Below are 15,940 nucleotides of genomic sequence, written 5' to 3' on the forward strand. Positions count from 1 at the left end.
CGGACAGAACCGTTCCAGCCTAATCGGCTGGTCCGGCCACCCCGCTGCCGGGCGTCACTCGGGTGTGGTGAAGCGCCGACGCTGGTAGGCCAGCACGAGCAGAATGCCACCGACGGAGAACGCCAGGACGCCCATCAGCAGCAGCACGAGGGGCGAGCCCGCTCCGGTGAGCGGCAACCAGCCACCCTTCGACCTCGACGGCGCGGGCGACGGCTGGGACGTCGCCGGGTCGCTCTCCGATGGCGAGGCGGCCGGATCGGTCGATGCCGTCGGGGTCGGGGTGGCCGTCGGGCCGGTCGGGGTCGCCGTGGGGGTGCCCGGGGACGCCGGGGCGACGACCAGTGACACGTCCCTCGTGGCACTGGTGCTGCGACCCGTCGCCTGGACCGTGAAGGTGAACGTGCCGGCGCTGCCGGGAACGCCGCTCAGCCGACCCAACTTGTCGAGGGTGAGACCGCCCGGCAGGGCCCCAGCGGCCAGGGCGAACGCGATGTCCGAATCACCGTCGGCGGTGAACCGGAAGGAGTAGGACCGCCCCACGGTGCCGGCGGGCGGGTCGCCGGAGGTGAAGGTGGCAGCGGCCGTGGCGACCACGATGGTGGCGGCCTGCTCGTCGAAGAGCTTGTTCTTGTCGGTCATCCGCAGCGTGAACGGGTAGGTGCCCGGCGTGGTCGGCGCGCCCCCGAGCGACGTGCCCACCACCAGCATGCCCGGCGGCAGGCTGCCCGACACCACCGACAGCGCGTACGGCCCGGTGCCGCCGGTCGCCTCCACGGTGTGGATCGCGTACACCTGCCCGATGTACATGGGTGACCGGGGCTTGCCCGAGGTGATGACGACCTTCTGTTGGCGTACCTCGATCGTCGCCGCCTGCTCGCCGAAGAGACCGTTCTTGTCGGTCATCCGCAGCCGGAACGGGAAGGTGCCCGGCGTGGTCGGCGCGCCCCCCAGCGCCGTGCCCACCACCAACATCCCCGGCGGCAGGCTGCCCGACACCACCGACAGCGCGTACGGCCCGGTGCCGCCGGTCGCCTCCACGGTGTGGATCGCGTACACCTGCCCGAGGTACATGACCGACCGGGGCTTGCCCGAGGTGATGGTGACGGTGTCGGCGGCGGTGGCTGGTTGCGCGGCACCCAGCAGCATCGCGACAACCATCGTCAGGGCCATGACCGGGCGAAGCGTCCCCATCGCACATCCAGGTCTTGATCGGAGCCGCTCGCGGCCGCCAGCGGACCAGAGTTCGTCGATCCAACAGACTCGGAGCTTATTCGACCAGTGCCACTGAACGCGGTCCATCCCCTGATCGGAGATCGTCGTGTCGCCGCGACGACAGCCGCGCCCGGCGCGGTCGTGGTGACCGCACCGGGCGCGTGACGACTTCCGGTACGACGGCGGGCGACCCGCCCCCGTACCGGCGGGTCAGAGGGCCGGCGGGGTGAACGTGCCGACGGCGGACTCCAACGCGGCGGCGACCCGGTACATCCGGTCGTCGGCCATCGTCGGGGCCATCACCTGCAAACCGACCGGCAGCCCCTCGGAGAGCCCGCACGGCACCGAGATGCCCGGCCCGCCGTACAGGTTCGTCGGGATGGTGTACAGGTCGGCCAGGTACATCTGGTACGGGTCGGCGGTCCGCGCGCCCATCGGGAACGCCACCGACGGGGTGGTCGGCGAGATCAGCGCGTCGACCCGCTCGAACGCGGCGTTGAAGTCCCGGGTGATCAGCGTCCGGACCTTCTGCGCCTGCCCGTAGTACGCGTCGTAGTAACCCGACGACAGCGCGTACGTGCCGATCATGATGCGGCGCTTGACCTCCGGGCCGAAGCCGGCCTCCCGGGTCAGCGACATGACCTCCTCCAGCGACCGGTTGCCGTCGTCGCCGACCCGCAGGCCGAACCGGACACCGTCGAACCGGGCCAGGTTGGAGGAGCACTCGCTCGGGGCGATCAGGTAGTACGCCGGCAGCGCGTACGCGAACGTCGGGCAGGACACCTCGACGACATCGGCGCCCATCTTGGTCAGCGCGTCCACCGACTCGCGGAACGCCGCCATCACACCCGGCTCGGCGCCCTCGCCGACGAACTCGCTCACGATGCCGAGCCGCACACCGGTCAGGTCACCGGTCGCGCCGAGCCTCGCCGCCGCCACCACGTCCGGCACGGGCTGCGGGATCGACGTCGAGTCCATCGGGTCGTGCCCACCGATCACCTGGTGCAGCAGGGCCGCGTCGAGCACGTTGCGGGCACACGGGCCGGGGGTGTCCAGCGACGACGAGAAGGCCACCAACCCGTAGCGGGAGGTGCCGCCGTAGGTGGGCTTGGCACCCACCGTGCCGGTGACCGCGCCGGGCTGACGGATCGAGCCGCCGGTGTCCGAGCCGATCGCCAGCGGCGCCTCGTACGCGGCCAGCGCGGCGGCGCTACCACCACCCGAGCCACCCGGGATCCGGCTCAGGTCCCACGGGTTGTGCGTCGGGCCGTACGCCGAGTACTCGGTGGAGGAACCCATCGCGAACTCGTCCATGTTGGTCTTGCCGAGCATCACCGTGCCGGCCTCGCGCAGCCGCTGCACGATCGTCGCGTCGTACGGCGGGCGCCAGCCCTCCAGGATCTTCGACCCCACGGTGGTCGGCACGCCCCGGGTGGCGAGCACGTCCTTGACCGCGACCGGCACACCCGCGAGCGGGCCCAACACCTCGCCGGCGGCCCGACGCTCGTCCACCGCGCGGGCCGCGGCGAGCGCACCCTCGGTGTCCACGTGCAGGAAGGCGTGCACCCGGTCGTCGACCGCGGCGATCCGGTCCAGGTGCGCCTGGGTCACCTCGACAGCGGAGGTCTCGCCCCCGGCGACCAGGCTCGCGATCTCCGTCGCGGTCATTCTGGTGAAGTCGCTCATGCCGGTCATCTCGCTCATGCCGTCACTCCGCTCCGCTCCGCGACGCCATGAGGCACCACGGCGCTGCACCGACTATTCGCTCGCTGCCGCTCGCTCATGAGGCCACGTCCTCGCTCAGGATCCGCGGTACGCGGAACCGCTGGTCCTCGGCGTCGGGCGCGCCCGACAGCGCTTCCTCCGGGGTCAGACACGGCGTGACGACGTCCTCGCGGAAGATGTTGGTCAGCGGCACCGAGTGCGAGGTCGGCGGGATGTCCGCGGCGGCGACCTCGCCGACCTGGGCGACCGCCTGGAGGATCACGTCGAGCTGGCCGGCGAACATGTCCAGCTCCTCCTCGGTGACGGCGAGCCGCGACAGGCGCGCCAGGTGCGCGACCTCCTCGCGGGAGATGGCGGCCATCCGTGCCCCCTTCTGAATTCCTGCTGGTCGGGCGGTGTGCCGGCCGCGCGACAGGTGGAGCGTGACACGCGGTGACCGCAGCGAGTCTATTGTTCCGCTCCGGTGCCGCGTCCCCGACTCCCCCTCCCCCGACCTCGTGCCGGGTCAGCGGGTGGGGCGGCGGGCGACGTCGGGCTGCGGGTGCCCGCCGGTCGGGCGGACCGGCCGGTACCGGGCCAGCCAGATGACCAACTCCTCGGCCGGCATCGGCCGGGCGTAGAACCAGCCCTGGGCGGCGTCGCAGCCGGCGGTGTGCAGCATCCGCCAGGTCCGCTCGTCCTCGACACCCTCGGCGACCACCCGCAACCCCAGCGCGCCGGCCAGCTCGATCATCGACCGGACGATCGCCGCGTCGTCGGCGTCGTCGGCCATGCCGAGGACGAACGACCGGTCCACCTTCACCTCGGACAGCGGCAGGCGGCGCAGATGCTGCAGCGAGGAGTAGCCGGTGCCGAAGTCGTCCAGCGAGATGGCCACCCCGATCCGGTGCAGCTGGGAGATGGTGGCCAGCACCCGGCGCGGGTCGGCCATCAACGCGCCCTCGGTGATCTCGACCTGCAACCGCTCGGCCGGCACCCCGTAGCGGGCCAGCCGGTCGGCGATCTGATCGGCGATCTCGCCGGTGTGCAGGTCGCGCACGCTCACGTTCAGCGCCGCACGCAGGCCGATGCCGGCCGCCGACCACTTGGCGAGCTGCTCCACCACGTCGTCGACGACCCGACGGGTCAGCAGTCGCATCACGGCGCTCTGCTCGGCGACCCGGATGAGTTCCTCCGGGTCGACCATGCCCCGTCGGGGGTGTCGCCACCGCAGCAGGGCCTCGACCCCGACCACCTCACCTGTCGCGATGGCGATCTGCGGCTGGTAGTACATGGTGATTTCCCCGGCGTCGTCGGCCGGTTCGTCGTCGGCGTGCGCCCACCCGGTCGGTTCGAGCGGCTGACCGGGCGTACCCGGCCCGGCGTCCCGGCGCGCCCCGCCACGTCCCCTGCCCACCGCGCTCCCGTTCGGGGACCGACGGCCGTTCCCACCCCCGGCGCGCCGCTCCCGGACCGAGCCCGAACGGGTGCCGTCGACGGTGGCCCGGGCGTTGCGGCCCCGGATCGGGTCGGCACCGGTGGCGATCTGGTTGATCAGCTCGTCGGAGTGCAGCGGCTCGGCGTCGGCGCGTCGACGGCGTACCCACCACCGACCACCGTGCCGCGTTGCCGTGACGACCGCCGGGTCCGCGGCTGACGCGGGCCGGGTCGCCGCCGCGCTGGGCAGCGCCGCCCCGTCACCGCCGCGCACCTCCGCCGTCGCGACAACTGGTACGTCGACAGCCGGCTCGGGGTCGACCGGCGGCTCGGCGTCGACAGCCGGCTCGGCGACCGGCGGCTCGGTGTCGACCGGCGTCTCGGCCGACGGGCTGACCTCCAGCACGCGGCGCAGGTCGGCGAGGAGGCCGAGCCGCTCGGCGGAGTTGTGGTCGGACTCCGGGGCGTACACGGCCACCGTGTCGTTGCGGTGTTTGGCGTCGTACATCGCCACGTCGGCGTGGCGCATCAGGGTGGCGAAGTCCTCGCCGTGCTCGGGGAAGAGGGCGATCCCGATCGACCCGCCCACGTCCAACGGCAGTCCGTCGAGCGGCACCGGCTCGGCCAGCGCCTGGACGACCCGGTCGGCCAACTCCCGCGCCTGACCGACGTCGCTCAGCCCGGTCATCACGATGGCGAACTCGTCACCGCCGAGCCGGGCGATCATCTGCGGCCGGGGCTGCACGTCGGTGAGCCGGGCGCTGACCTCGACCAGCAGCCGGTCACCCACGGCGTGCCCGAGGGCGTCGTTGACGTTCTTGAAGCGGTCCAGGTCGAGCAGCAGCAGCGCCAACTGCCCGTCGGGTTCACCGCGGGCGGTCCGCTCGGCGTGCACGTGCACCTGCTCCGCCACCTCGGCGAGCAGGGCCTTGCGGTTGGGCAGCCCGGTCAGCGGGTCGGCGGCGGCGAGGTGCTGCTGCTCGTTGGTCAGCCGCGCCATCCGGTAGACGGCGAAGAGCGGCACCAGCACCAGCGGAATCAGCGCGGCACTGACCCGCGCCGCGGCGACCAGCACCGGGGCGAGCAGCAGCAGCGAGCCGGTGGAGAGCAGCTCGAAGCCGAGGCCCTGACGGACGGTGGGCCACCAGCGATCGCCGAAACGCAGCCGCACCGCCCAGCTGACCAACCCGTAGTTGACGACGAACCAGACCAGCGCGGCGCCGCCGACAACGGCCACGTCGGTCCAGTGCAACCGCCCCCCGGAAAAGATCGTGCCCGACCCGAGTTGGATCACCCCGTACGCGGCGGCGAGGGCGCAGGCGTACTGGCCGACGTTGAACGCCGTACGCCACGCGGCGTGCCGCATCCGCCAACCCGAGACGACCACCCCCACCGCCTGCACCACCACCGCCGGGCCGAGACCCCAGCCGAGCAGGATCGCGAAGGTGAAGCAGGTGGACGGGAACACCGCCGACGTCTGCCGGCGCCCCGGTGGCACGAACGGGCGCGCGTCGCAGACCACGGCGAGCGCGGCCATCGTCCAGAACGCCACCGGCAGCCGGGGCAGGTCGTCGGGGAGCGTCGCGAGTGGAACGGCGGCGGTCAGCGCGGCGACCGCCAGGATGCTGGCGACGAAGGCGGCGAACGGTGCGACCCGTCCCGCAGGAAGCGAGTTGCGTGGGTCGGCGACCTCCACCACACCTCCCGACCGACCATTGGCGTGCCGGTGCGCACGCCGTGACCCAATGAAACGCCCTCGGCCCCCAGTTTCCCGGTATGACAGTCACGAATCGGTCGTAGTCGTAATTAAGTTGGTATACGCGGCCAGTCGCCGTCGCCAGCCGTCGGCGGGGTCAACCGCCCAGCTGAGCGACGTCCCGCGCGGCGTCCGGGCCCGCGTCCAGCAGGAGCCGGAACCCGTCCTCGTCGAGCACCGGCACCTTGAGGCTGGCGGCCTTGTCGGCCTTCGAGCCGGGGTTGTCCCCCACCACCACGAAGCTCGTCTTCTTGGAGACGGACCCGCTGACCTTGCCGCCCCGGCTCTGCACGGCCTCGGCGGCCTGATCGCGCGAGAACCCGGCGAGGGTGCCGGTCACCACCACCGTCAGCCCTTCCAGCGGGCGCGGACCCTCGTCGACCGCCTCCTCGGCCATCCGTACGCCGGCCTCGGCCCACTTGCGGACCACCTCGCGGTGCCAGTCCACCGCGAACCACTCCCGGATGCTGGCCGCGATGGTCGGACCGACCCCGTCGACGGAGGACAACTCCTCCTCCGAGGCCGCGTCGATGGCGTCCATGGAACGGAAGTGCCGGGCGAGCGCCTGGGCCGCCGTCGGGCCGACGTGCCGGATGGAGAGCGCCACCAGCACCCGCCAGAGGTCCCGTTCCCGGGCGACCGCGAGATTGTCCAACAGCTTGGTGGCGTTGCTGCCCAGGCTGCCGTCCTTGTTGACGAAGAACGGCGACCGGGACAGCTGCTCGGCGTCGAGCTGGAACAGGTCGCCCTCGTCGCTGATGATCTCCGCGTCGAGGAGGGCCGCCGCACCCTTGTAGCCGAGCACCTCGATGTCGAACGCGCCCCGGCCGGCGAGGTGGAACACCCGCTCCCGCAACTGCGCCGGGCAGCTGCGGGTGTTGGGGCAGCGGATGTCGACGTCGCCCTCCTTCGACGGCGCGAGCGGGGTGCCGCAGGCGGGGCAACTGGTCGGCATGACGAACGGCCGGGCGTCGACGGGCCGCAGGTCGACCACCGGGCCGAGCACCTCGGGAATCACGTCGCCGGCCTTGCGCAGCACCACCGTGTCGCCGATCAGCACACCCTTGCGCTCCACCTCACGGGCGTTGTGCAGGGTGGCGAGCGCGACTGTGGAACCGGCCACGCGCACCGGCTCGAGCACGGCGAACGGAGTGACCCGGCCGGTGCGCCCCACGTTCACGTCGATGTCGAGCAGCTTGGTGGTGACCTCCTCCGGCGGGTACTTGAAGGCGATCGCCCACCGTGGCGCGCGACTGGTCGAGCCGAGCCGGCCCTGGATGGAGACCGGGTCGACCTTGACCACCACCCCGTCGATCTCGTGCTCGACATCGTGCCGGTGCTCGGCGTAGTAGGCGATGAACTCGGCGACACCGGCCAGGTCGGGGACGACCCGCCACCGGTCGCTGGTGGGCAACCCCCAGGACTTGAGCGCGGCGTACGACTCGGACTGCGCCGTGGGCTGGAAGCCCCGGCGGGCGCCGATGCCGTGCACCACCAGGCGCAGTGGCCGGGTGGCGGTGATCCGTGGATCCTTCTGCCGGAGGCTGCCGGCGGCGGCGTTGCGCGGGTTGGCGAAGGGTGCCTTGCCCTGTTCCACCAGACCCGCGTTGAGATCGGCGAACGCGGCGATCGGGAAGTAGATCTCGCCCCGGACCTCCACCAGCTCGGGAACGTCCGGGAATTCGGCGGACGGGGTGAGCTGGCTGGGCACGTCCCGGATGCTGCGCACGTTGGCGGTGACGTCCTCACCGGTGCGCCCGTCGCCGCGGGTGGCGGCCCGGACCAGTCGACCCTTCTCGTAGGTCAGGTTGATCGCCAACCCGTCGACCTTCAGCTCGCACAGGTAGGGCACCGGGCCGCCCGCGTCCCGTTCGACCCGCTCGGCCCAGGCCGCCAACTCCTCGTCGGCGAAGGCGTTGTCGAGCGACAGCATCCGTTCGGCGTGGGTGACCGGGGTGAAGTCGGTGGAGAACGTGCCGCCCACCCGTTGGGTCGGCGAGTCGGGCGTCCGCAGCGCCGGGAACTGGGCCTCCAGCGCCTCCAGCTCGCGCAACTGCCTGTCGAAGTCGGCGTCGGGGATGGTCGGCGCGTCCAGGACGTAGTAGCGGTACTGGTGCTCGGTCAGCTCCTGGCTGAGGGCGGCATGCCGTTCCCGGGCCTGCGGCGTCGGCTCGGCCCCGGCCGCTGCCTCCTGCGCCGCGCTGACCTGCTGACCGATCTGCTCCTCGGACACACCGCCACCTTCGGACACGCCTGCGACCTCCCTGATCACGCTACTCCGGCACGGTATCGGGCCGGTGGGACAATCCGTCGCCCGCCCGCGCCGGGAGCGACGTCGCCCTCAGCCGGGATGCCCGGTGGGTGTCGACGAACCGCCCGACCACCCACCACCAGATGATCAGGTGAGGCGCGGGGTGATCGGGCAGCCGCGGTGTGGTTGGCGGGCGGCACGGGCCACGACGTGCAAGGATCGCCGGACGGTGCGACCGGCGGGTCGCCGGGAGGCGGAGGTACGGATGCCCGAGGCACTGCTCTGGGCGGTGGCGATCCTGCTGGCGGTGGCCGCCGGCTGGGCGTGGAACAGTTGGCGGCACCGGGTGACCAACCGACGTCCGGGCGCCCGGCCGGGTCGGGCCAGCACCGGCGGGCGTCGTCCCAGCCCGCCACGCCCCCGGGGCGGCGAGCGCCCGTCCACCCCGTCCCGCCGCCGCGACGCCGACCGGCACGACGACACCCCCGCGCCCGGTGAGATCTGGTGGGCCGACGTCCCGTACGCCGACGGCAGCGGGTCGAAGGTACGCCCGTGCCTGGTGCTGCGCGCGGACTCCAAGGGCGCCGACGTCCTGAAGATCACCAGCCAGGACAAGAGCGACCGGGACGACCACGTCCGGATTCCCACCCGGGACTGGGACCCCGGCGCGGAGCACGACAGCTACCTCAGCCTCACCGAGCCGATCCGACTCAACGCGGCCGCCTTCGCCGACCACGCCGGCCGCTGCGACGCCGACCTGTGGCGGAAGGTGCGCAGCCTGCGCCACCTGCCCACCACCTGACGCCTCTCGACCGCCCCTGCGGCGCGGCCGCCGGCCATGATCGACTCGGGTTCCTGAAAGTCGCGGTGTCCCGAGGCCTCGGATGCCCCGGTTTTCAGAACCCCGAGTCGATCAAGCCGATGAACCACGCCAGGCAGACCAGACCGAGGCCCAGACCAAGCCAGGCCGAGGCCCAGACCAGGCCGAGGCCGAGTGGGGTCAGTCCCAGGCTGCGCCCAGGGTGGCGAGCTGGTCCGCGTACTCGATGCGGTCGGCCCACTCGCGCGGCCAGGCGCTCATGCCGACGGCCGCGCCCAGGAAGGCGCCGGCGAGGGCGGCGATCGAGTCGGAGTCGCCGGCGGTGGTCGCCCCCCGGGCCAGCGCCGAAACCGGATCGTCGGCGTGCCGTACGGCGCAGAGCAGCGCGGTTGCCAGCGCCTCCTCGGCCACCCAGCCCTCGCCGGTGGCCCGACACGGGTCGGCGCCGTCGTCCGGCTCGGCCAGGGCGGTGGTCAGTCGGCGCAGCACTGCCAGGCAGTCGTCCCAGCCCTGGGCGATGAACTCCTCAGGAGTGTCGGAACCGGCGCGCTGCCAGAGGTCTCCCAGCCACCGCTCCCGGTAGACCAGGCGCTGCGACAGCGCCCGCTCGGTGAGCACCCCGGGAAGCTCGGCCAGCGGGACGCCGGTACGCAGCGCGAAGACCGCGTACGCGGTGAGTTCGCTGGCGGCCAGCCCGGTCGGGTGGCCGTGGGTCAGCCCCGCCTGCAACTGGGCCAACCCGGCGAGCGTGTCGAGGTCCGTGTCGAGCAACCCGACCGGGGTGACCCGCATGTTGGCCCCGCAACCCTTCGAACCGACCACTGTCGCCTCCTGCCAGCGCGTCCCACGGCTCAGCTCGGCGCAGGCGCGCAGGCAGGTCATGCCCGGGGCACGGTTGTTGTCCGGGCTGACCGCCCAGGTCAGGAAGCGCCGCCGCAGCAGTGGCTGCACCGCCTCCGGCGTGAACGACGGCGTCTCGTGCAGCGCCCAACCCACCGCCAGCGCCATCTGGGTGTCGTCGGTGACCAGCGCCGGCTCGCCGGACAGCTCACGCGGGCCGGCCGGGCCGTACCGGCGCTGGATCTCGGCGACGGTCAGGAACTCGGTCGGCTTGCCCAACGCGTCACCGTAGGCGAGGCCAAACAGGGAGCCGGAGGCGCGCAGCGCGGAGGTGTGGATCACGGCGGCCATCATGCCCGGCCGCCGCAACCCACCGCGGGCTCAGTCCCAGCAGAGGCAGAACGGGTGGCCGACCGGGTCGGCGTAGACCCGGAACCCCTCGCCCTCACCCGGCAGCCGTCGGGCCCCGAGCGCCAGCGCCGCCTTCTCGGCGGCCTCGATGTCGTCCACCGTCACGTCGAGGTGGAACTGTTGTGGGCGCTCCGGGTCCGGCCAGGCCGGCGACCGCAGGTTGAGCGCCTGTTGGAAGGCGAGACGTGGCTGGTGACCGGGCGGACCGCCCAGCACCACCCAGTCGTCTTCGGCGTCACCCTCGGCGAAGGGGATGCCGAGCAGCTCGGAGTAGAACGTCGCCAACGCCCGCGGATCCGGGCAGTCGAGCACCACTGAACGCAGCTGTCCAATCATGACCGTCATCCTGCCCAGCCGGTACGACAGGAAACCTCAGGCTTCGGCGAGGCGCCGGCCGGCGTCCCGGCACGCGGCGAGCACGGCCCGGGCGTACTGCGGGGTCGCGCCGGCGAGGCCACAGGCCGGGGTGACCACCACCTGCTCGGCGAGTTGCCGACGGGGAAAACCGAGGCGGTCCCAGAGTTGGCGTACCCGGTCGGCGATCTGGGCGGAGGTCGGCGCGCCACCGCCCGACGGCGGCCGGGTCGGCGCGGCCCCGGCCAACAACCCGAGGCCTGCGTCGAGTGCCTCGCCCAGCGGGTCGAGGTCGGTGACCAGGTCCAGGTCGAGGGCGACAGCGACGGCACCGGTCGAGCGGATCAGCTCCAACGGCACGTCCGGGGCGCAGCTGTGCACCAGCGTCGGCACGCCGACCGCCTCGACGACGGTGCGCAGCAGGGCGGCGGCGTCCACCGACTCGACCGCCCGGTACGCGCCCAACCCACTCTCGGTCGGCACCCGGCCGGCCAGCACGGTCGGCAGTGACGGTTCGTCCAGTTGCAGCAGCACCGACGCCTGGGGCAGCCGGCGGGCGACCGCCGCGACGTGCGCGCGCAGCCCCTCGGCGAGGGAGCCGGTGAGGTCGCGGACCGCGCCGGGATCGCGCAACAGCCGGCCACCGATCGGCAGCTCCAGGGAGGCGGCCAGCGTGAGCGGGCCGGCGGCCTGCACCTTGAGCGGCCCGGCGTACCCCTCGGCCTGCTCGGCGAGCTGGTCCAGGTCGCGTTCCATCAGGTCACGGGCCCGGCGCAGGTCGCGGCCCGGGCGTGGGGCGACCCGCCACCGCCCCGCGTACACCTCGACGGGCAGCTCGACGAGCAGCCCGGCGGATCGGCCGATCATGTCCGCTCCGGGGCCACGGGCCGGCAACTCGGGCAGGTGGGGCAGCTCGGGAAGCTCACCGAGGACCACCCGCTGAGCCTCGCCGATGTCGGTGCCGGGCAGCGAACCAATTCCGGTTGCCGCGCCGGCCGGCCATTGCCACGCCTGATCTGTCACGGGCGAAGGCTATCCCGCGAACGCCCAGGCCGTGCGGTCAGCCGGTGATGGTCGCGGAGCCGAGGACCACGTCGCCGGCCGGGTCCGGCCGGTACGCCACCACGGCCTGACCGGCGGCGACGCCGCGTACCGGTCGGCGCAGCTCGGCGTGCAGCCGGTCACCGTCGAGGGCGACGGTCGCCGGCACCACGTCGCCGTGCGCGCGCAACTGCACCTCGCACTCGACCGGCGCGTCCGGACGCGCGCCGCCGGTCCAGACCGGACGGACGGCGTGCACGTCGGACACCTCCAGCGCCTCGGCCGGCCCGACCGTCACCGTGTTGGTCTTCGGGGTGATGGAGAGCACGTAGCGCGGTCGGCCGTCCGGGGCGGGCCGGTCCAGGTGCAGCCCGCGACGCTGCCCCACCGTGTACGCGTACGCGCCGCTGTGGCTGCCGACGACGGCGCCGGTGGTGGCGTCCACCACGTCGCCGGGCGCCTCACCGAGGCGACCGGCCAGGAAGCCGCGGGTGTCCCCGTCGGCGATGAAGCAGATGTCGTGCGAGTCCGGCTTGTCGGCCACCGCCAGGCCACGCTCGGCGGCCTCCGCGCGGACCTGCGCCTTGGTCGAGTCACCGAGCGGGAAGATCGACCGGTCGAGCTGCTCGCGGGTGAGCACGGCGAGCACGTACGACTGGTCCTTGGCCAGGTCGACGCTGCGCCGCAGCAGCCCGTCCGCACCGAGGCGGGCGTGGTGCCCGGTCACCACCGCGTCGAAGCCCAGGGCCACCGCCCGGTCCAGCACCGCCGCGAACTTGATCTTCTCGTTGCAGCGCAGGCAGGGGTTCGGGGTACGACCGGCGGCGTACTCGGCGACGAAGTCGTCGACCACGTCCTCGTGGAAGCGGTCGGCCATGTCCCACACGTAGAACGGGATACCGATCACGTCGGCCGCCCGTCGGGCGTCCCGGGAATCCTCCAGGGTGCAGCAGCCGCGCGCCCCGGTCCGATAGGTCTGTGGGTTGCGGGCCAGCGCCAGGTGCACGCCGGTCACGTCGTGCCCGGCCGCCACCGCCCGCGCCGCCGCCACGGCCGAGTCAACCCCACCCGACATCGCCGCCAGAACCCTCACCGACGCACTCCCTTTCCTGTCCCCACCCGTTCCCCCACGACAACCCTATCCACCACCCCCGAAAACCCCACCCACCAGCCCGCGCAGTCACCCCCGCCCCTTCGCCCGCGCCGATCTTGCACTTTCTGCTGCGACATATGCCACATCAGACGCGAACCGACAACCGAAAGTGCAAGATCGCGCGGGCGAAGGGGCGGGGCGGGGAGGGCGAGGGCCCGGGGGGGGCGAGGCCGGGGGGTTAGCGGGGGGTGCGGAGGGCGGCGGCTCGGCGGGCTCGGTCGACCGCCGCCGGGAGGGCCGCGATGAGGGCGTCGATGTCGGCCTGGGTGCTCGTGTGGCCCAGGGTGAAGCGCAGCGAGGAGCGGGCGCGGTCGTCGTCGGCGCCCATCGCGAGCAGCACGTGCGAGGGCTGGGCCACCCCGGCGGAGCAGGCCGAGCCCGTCGAGCAGGCGATGCCCTGCGCGTCGAGCAGCAGCAGCAGGGCGTCGCCCTCGCAGCCGGGGAAGGAGAAGTGCGCGTTGCCGGGCAGCCGGTCGGCCGGATCGCCGTTGTAGATCACCTCGGGCACCGCCCGGCGGACCCGTTCGATCAGGTCGTCGCGGAGCGCGGCGACCCGGGCCGCGTACTCCTGCTGGCCCTTCACCGCCGCCTCCACGGCGACGGCGAAGGCGACGATGCCGGCCGTGTCCAGCGTGCCGGAACGGATGTCGCGCTCCTGACCGCCACCGTGCAGCAGCGGCGTCGCCGGTACGTCCCGGGCGAGCAGGAGAGCACCCACGCCGGTCGGGCCGCCCAGCTTGTGGCCGGTGACGGTCAGCGCGGCGACCCCGCTGGCGGCGAAGTCGACGGGCACCTGACCGACCGCCTGGATGGCGTCGGTGTGGAACGGCACACCGTACTCGGCGGCCACGGCGGCCAGCTCGGTCACCGGCTGAACCGTGCCCACCTCGTTGTTCGCCCACATGGCGGTGACCACGGCGACGCGGTCGGCGTACGCGGCCAGCTCGGCGCGCAGGGTCTCCGGGTGCAGTCGCCCGGCGTCGTCCACCGGCAGCAGGCCGACCTCGGCGCCCTCGTGCTCGACCATCCAGTCGACCGCGTCCAGCACGGCGTGGTGCTCGACGGCGCTGGAGACCACTCGGCGACGGTCCGGGGAGGCGTCCCGGCGGGCCCAGAAGATGCCCTTGACCGCCAGGTTGTCGCTCTCCGTCCCGCCACCCGTGAAGATCACTTCGGACGGCCGGGCACCGAGAACGGCGGCGACCCGCTCGCGGGACTCCTCGACCCGGCGGCGGGCACGGCGACCCGCCGCGTGCAGGGAGGACGCGTTGCCGACCTCGCGGGCGGTGGCGACGTACGCCTCCAGTGCCTCGTCGAGCATCGGAGTCGTCGCCGCGTGATCCAGGTATGCCATCACCGTTCAGCCTACGGCCGTGTGGTCGGGACGCGGAGGCCGGAGGGGCCTCCCGCGCAACGGCCGGGGTGGGGATCCCCACCCCGGCCGGTCGCCTGCGTACCCGCTCAGGCGGGCACCGCGGTGACGACGATGTTGTCGCGGTACTTGCGGGCCTTGGCGTCGAACGGCCCACCGCAGGTGATCAGGGTCAGCCGCGGCTTGCCGTCCCGGGCGAAGTAGCGGTCCAACGGAATCTTGGTCTTGTCGTACTCCTCCCGGGCCACGACCCGGTACTCACGGGCCTTGCCGTCGCTGCCGGTCGCGGTCAGGGTGTCGCCCTGGTCGAGCTCCCGCAGCCGGAAGAACGCGCCCTTGCCCTGCTGGGCGCTGTCCACGTGACCGGCGATGACGATCGAGCCGGCGTCCGCCTCCAGGCCGGGACCGTACCGGTACCAGCCGATCTCGTCGACGCTCGGCGGCACCTCGAACTCGTTGGTCCGCTTGTTGATGCCCACCGCGTTGATCGTGGCCTTGACGTCGATCGCCGGGATGGCCAGCCGGACCGGCTTGACGGTCTCCGCCCCGGCCGGCAGCTCCCCGGTGGTCACCGGGACCGAAGGGCCCTCGGTCCCGGCGGCCGACGGGGTGGCGGTGGCGAGCTGGGCCGCCTCGTCGGCGCCCACGTCCTCGGCCGGCTGGGAGCCGCACGCCACCAGGGTGGCGACGGTGAGCGCGGCAACGCCGGCGGCCAGGGCCGCCAGCGCGCCGCGGTTGCGCACCGTCACTTGCGGCCGGTCCGCGCGGTGGCCATCCGCACCCCACCACCGAGCAGCAGGAGTACGCCGGCACCGGTCAGCGCGTACCACCAGGTGTTCACGCCGGTGCCGGCCTGGCCGCCGTCACCGCTGGGCACGCCGCCCGGGGAGGAGTGCAGACCGGTGATGGTCTGCGCCACCACGTCGAGGGTCTTGCCCTCGGCGGAGCCGATCGCGTAGACGATCGTGGCGGTGCCCTCCTTGAGGTTGAGGTCGGCCGGGCCGATGGCCACGGTGTCGGTGCCGGCCAGCACCACGTCCGCCTTCACGTTGCCCGCGTCGACGTCGCCCTTGGCCTCGTTCGGGTTGGTGAGGTCCTCGAAGACCGGGGTGCCACCGGCGCGGACGTCGACCGCCGGGGCGGCGGCGGTGTGCCGGACGATCAGCCGGGCCTTGCCGGCGTCGACCTTCGAGACGTCGTTCACGAACGGGGTGATCTTCGGCTGGCCGGCGGCGTCGAGGTGCGCGGCGATGCTGATGTTCGCCCCGCCCGGCACCGCGGCGTTGTCGACCTTGAGGATCGCGCTGCCGATCGGCTCGCCCGGCTTGGTGAGCGCGATGTCGTAGTCGCCCTCCTCCAGGTTCAGCGGGCCGGCGACGTCGCCGGGCTTGAAGTTGTCGAGCGTCTTCTCGCCGTTGACGTAGACGTCGACGGGGGTGTCCGGGATGCCGTGCACGACGGAGACCTTCGACGTGGCGGCGTACGCGGGGGTGGCGGTGAACGCGCCGACGCCGGCGAAGGCCAGCGCGGCGACGGCGCCGCCGGCGGCGACCCGACGGAAGTACGAGAGCTGCATGTCTGCCTCCTGG

The 15,940-nt window shown here is 73.1% G+C and carries 13 protein-coding genes; 1 reads left to right on the forward strand and 12 read right to left on the reverse strand.

Annotated elements, in window-relative coordinates; translation table 11 throughout:
• Nucleotides 1–54: 54 nt before the first annotated feature.
• The 5 genes from AB0C03_RS04340 to ligA all read right to left on the reverse strand — a co-directional run bounded on the left by AB0C03_RS04340 (nt 55) and on the right by ligA (nt 8,342).
• Complete coding sequence (locus AB0C03_RS04340) at nt 55–1,191, reverse strand: Ig domain-containing protein (RefSeq protein WP_030337179.1); 1,137 nt, start codon at nt 1,189–1,191, stop codon at nt 55–57.
• A 231-nt stretch (nt 1,192–1,422) separates the two neighbouring features.
• Entirely contained in the window at nt 1,423–2,898 is a 1,476-nt protein-coding gene (gene gatA / locus AB0C03_RS04345; protein ID WP_030337177.1) for an Asp-tRNA(Asn)/Glu-tRNA(Gln) amidotransferase subunit GatA, read from the reverse strand.
• A gap of 94 nt (nt 2,899–2,992) precedes the next feature.
• Nucleotides 2,993–3,298, reverse strand: a complete 306-nt coding sequence (gatC, locus tag AB0C03_RS04350; protein ID WP_030337175.1) for an Asp-tRNA(Asn)/Glu-tRNA(Gln) amidotransferase subunit GatC — start codon at nt 3,296–3,298, stop codon at nt 2,993–2,995.
• Between the two features lie 144 nt (nt 3,299–3,442).
• Nucleotides 3,443–6,049, reverse strand: coding sequence for a putative bifunctional diguanylate cyclase/phosphodiesterase (locus AB0C03_RS04355; protein ID WP_051708839.1), 2,607 nt, complete (start codon nt 6,047–6,049; stop codon nt 3,443–3,445).
• A 157-nt stretch (nt 6,050–6,206) separates the two neighbouring features.
• Complete coding sequence (gene ligA, locus AB0C03_RS04360) at nt 6,207–8,342, reverse strand: NAD-dependent DNA ligase LigA (protein WP_030337172.1); 2,136 nt, start codon at nt 8,340–8,342, stop codon at nt 6,207–6,209.
• Nucleotides 8,343–8,625: 283 nt separating this feature from the next.
• Between ligA and AB0C03_RS04365 the strand changes: the two genes are divergently transcribed.
• Nucleotides 8,626–9,162 (forward strand): type II toxin-antitoxin system PemK/MazF family toxin, encoded by a 537-nt coding sequence (locus AB0C03_RS04365; RefSeq protein ID WP_030337170.1) that lies wholly within the window; start codon nt 8,626–8,628, stop codon nt 9,160–9,162.
• 198 nt (nt 9,163–9,360) lie between these two features.
• On the opposite strand, the gene AB0C03_RS04370 is transcribed toward AB0C03_RS04365, so the two are convergent.
• The 7 genes from AB0C03_RS04370 to AB0C03_RS04400 form a co-directional block, all read right to left on the reverse strand.
• Complete coding sequence (locus AB0C03_RS04370; protein ID WP_387223004.1) at nt 9,361–10,371, reverse strand: ADP-ribosylglycohydrolase family protein; 1,011 nt, start codon at nt 10,369–10,371, stop codon at nt 9,361–9,363.
• Nucleotides 10,372–10,401: 30 nt separating this feature from the next.
• Nucleotides 10,402–10,767, reverse strand: a complete 366-nt coding sequence (locus tag AB0C03_RS04375) for a VOC family protein (RefSeq protein ID WP_357634124.1) — start codon at nt 10,765–10,767, stop codon at nt 10,402–10,404.
• A gap of 36 nt (nt 10,768–10,803) precedes the next feature.
• Nucleotides 10,804–11,808, reverse strand: coding sequence for a uroporphyrinogen decarboxylase/cobalamine-independent methonine synthase family protein (locus AB0C03_RS04380; RefSeq protein ID WP_210865193.1), 1,005 nt, complete (start codon nt 11,806–11,808; stop codon nt 10,804–10,806).
• A 37-nt stretch (nt 11,809–11,845) separates the two neighbouring features.
• Nucleotides 11,846–12,919 (reverse strand): tRNA 2-thiouridine(34) synthase MnmA, encoded by a 1,074-nt coding sequence (gene mnmA / locus AB0C03_RS04385; protein ID WP_036412479.1) that lies wholly within the window; start codon nt 12,917–12,919, stop codon nt 11,846–11,848.
• Between the two features lie 238 nt (nt 12,920–13,157).
• Entirely contained in the window at nt 13,158–14,333 is a 1,176-nt protein-coding gene (locus AB0C03_RS04390; protein WP_030331085.1) for a cysteine desulfurase family protein, read from the reverse strand.
• Between the two features lie 107 nt (nt 14,334–14,440).
• Nucleotides 14,441–15,100 (reverse strand): class F sortase, encoded by a 660-nt coding sequence (locus AB0C03_RS04395; protein ID WP_030331086.1) that lies wholly within the window; start codon nt 15,098–15,100, stop codon nt 14,441–14,443.
• On the reverse strand, nt 15,097–15,927 hold the full coding sequence (locus tag AB0C03_RS04400) for a DUF4397 domain-containing protein (RefSeq protein ID WP_030331087.1): 831 nt from the start codon (nt 15,925–15,927) through the stop codon (nt 15,097–15,099). Before AB0C03_RS04400 ends, AB0C03_RS04395 begins: the two co-directional genes overlap by 4 nt.
• Between the last annotated feature and the right edge of the window lie 13 nt (nt 15,928–15,940).

Source organism: Micromonospora parva, from assembly GCF_040649675.1.
Lineage (GTDB): Bacteria > Actinomycetota > Actinomycetes > Mycobacteriales > Micromonosporaceae > Micromonospora > Micromonospora parva.

Coding starts and splice junctions, on each gene's coding strand:
- AB0C03_RS04390 (WP_030331085.1), bottom strand. CDS start 14,333: ATGGCATACCTGGATCACGCGGCGACGACTCCGATGCTCGACGAGGCA.
- gatC (WP_030337175.1), bottom strand. CDS start 3,298: ATGGCCGCCATCTCCCGCGAGGAGGTCGCGCACCTGGCGCGCCTGTCG.
- AB0C03_RS04365 (WP_030337170.1), top strand. CDS start 8,626: ATGCCCGAGGCACTGCTCTGGGCGGTGGCGATCCTGCTGGCGGTGGCC.
- AB0C03_RS04375 (WP_357634124.1), bottom strand. CDS start 10,767: ATGATTGGACAGCTGCGTTCAGTGGTGCTCGACTGCCCGGATCCGCGG.
- gatA (WP_030337177.1), bottom strand. CDS start 2,898: ATGAGCGACTTCACCAGAATGACCGCGACGGAGATCGCGAGCCTGGTC.
- AB0C03_RS04370 (WP_387223004.1), bottom strand. CDS start 10,371: ATGGCCGCCGTGATCCACACCTCCGCGCTGCGCGCCTCCGGCTCCCTG.
- AB0C03_RS04400 (WP_030331087.1), bottom strand. CDS start 15,927: ATGCAGCTCTCGTACTTCCGTCGGGTCGCCGCCGGCGGCGCCGTCGCC.
- AB0C03_RS04340 (WP_030337179.1), bottom strand. CDS start 1,191: ATGGGGACGCTTCGCCCGGTCATGGCCCTGACGATGGTTGTCGCGATG.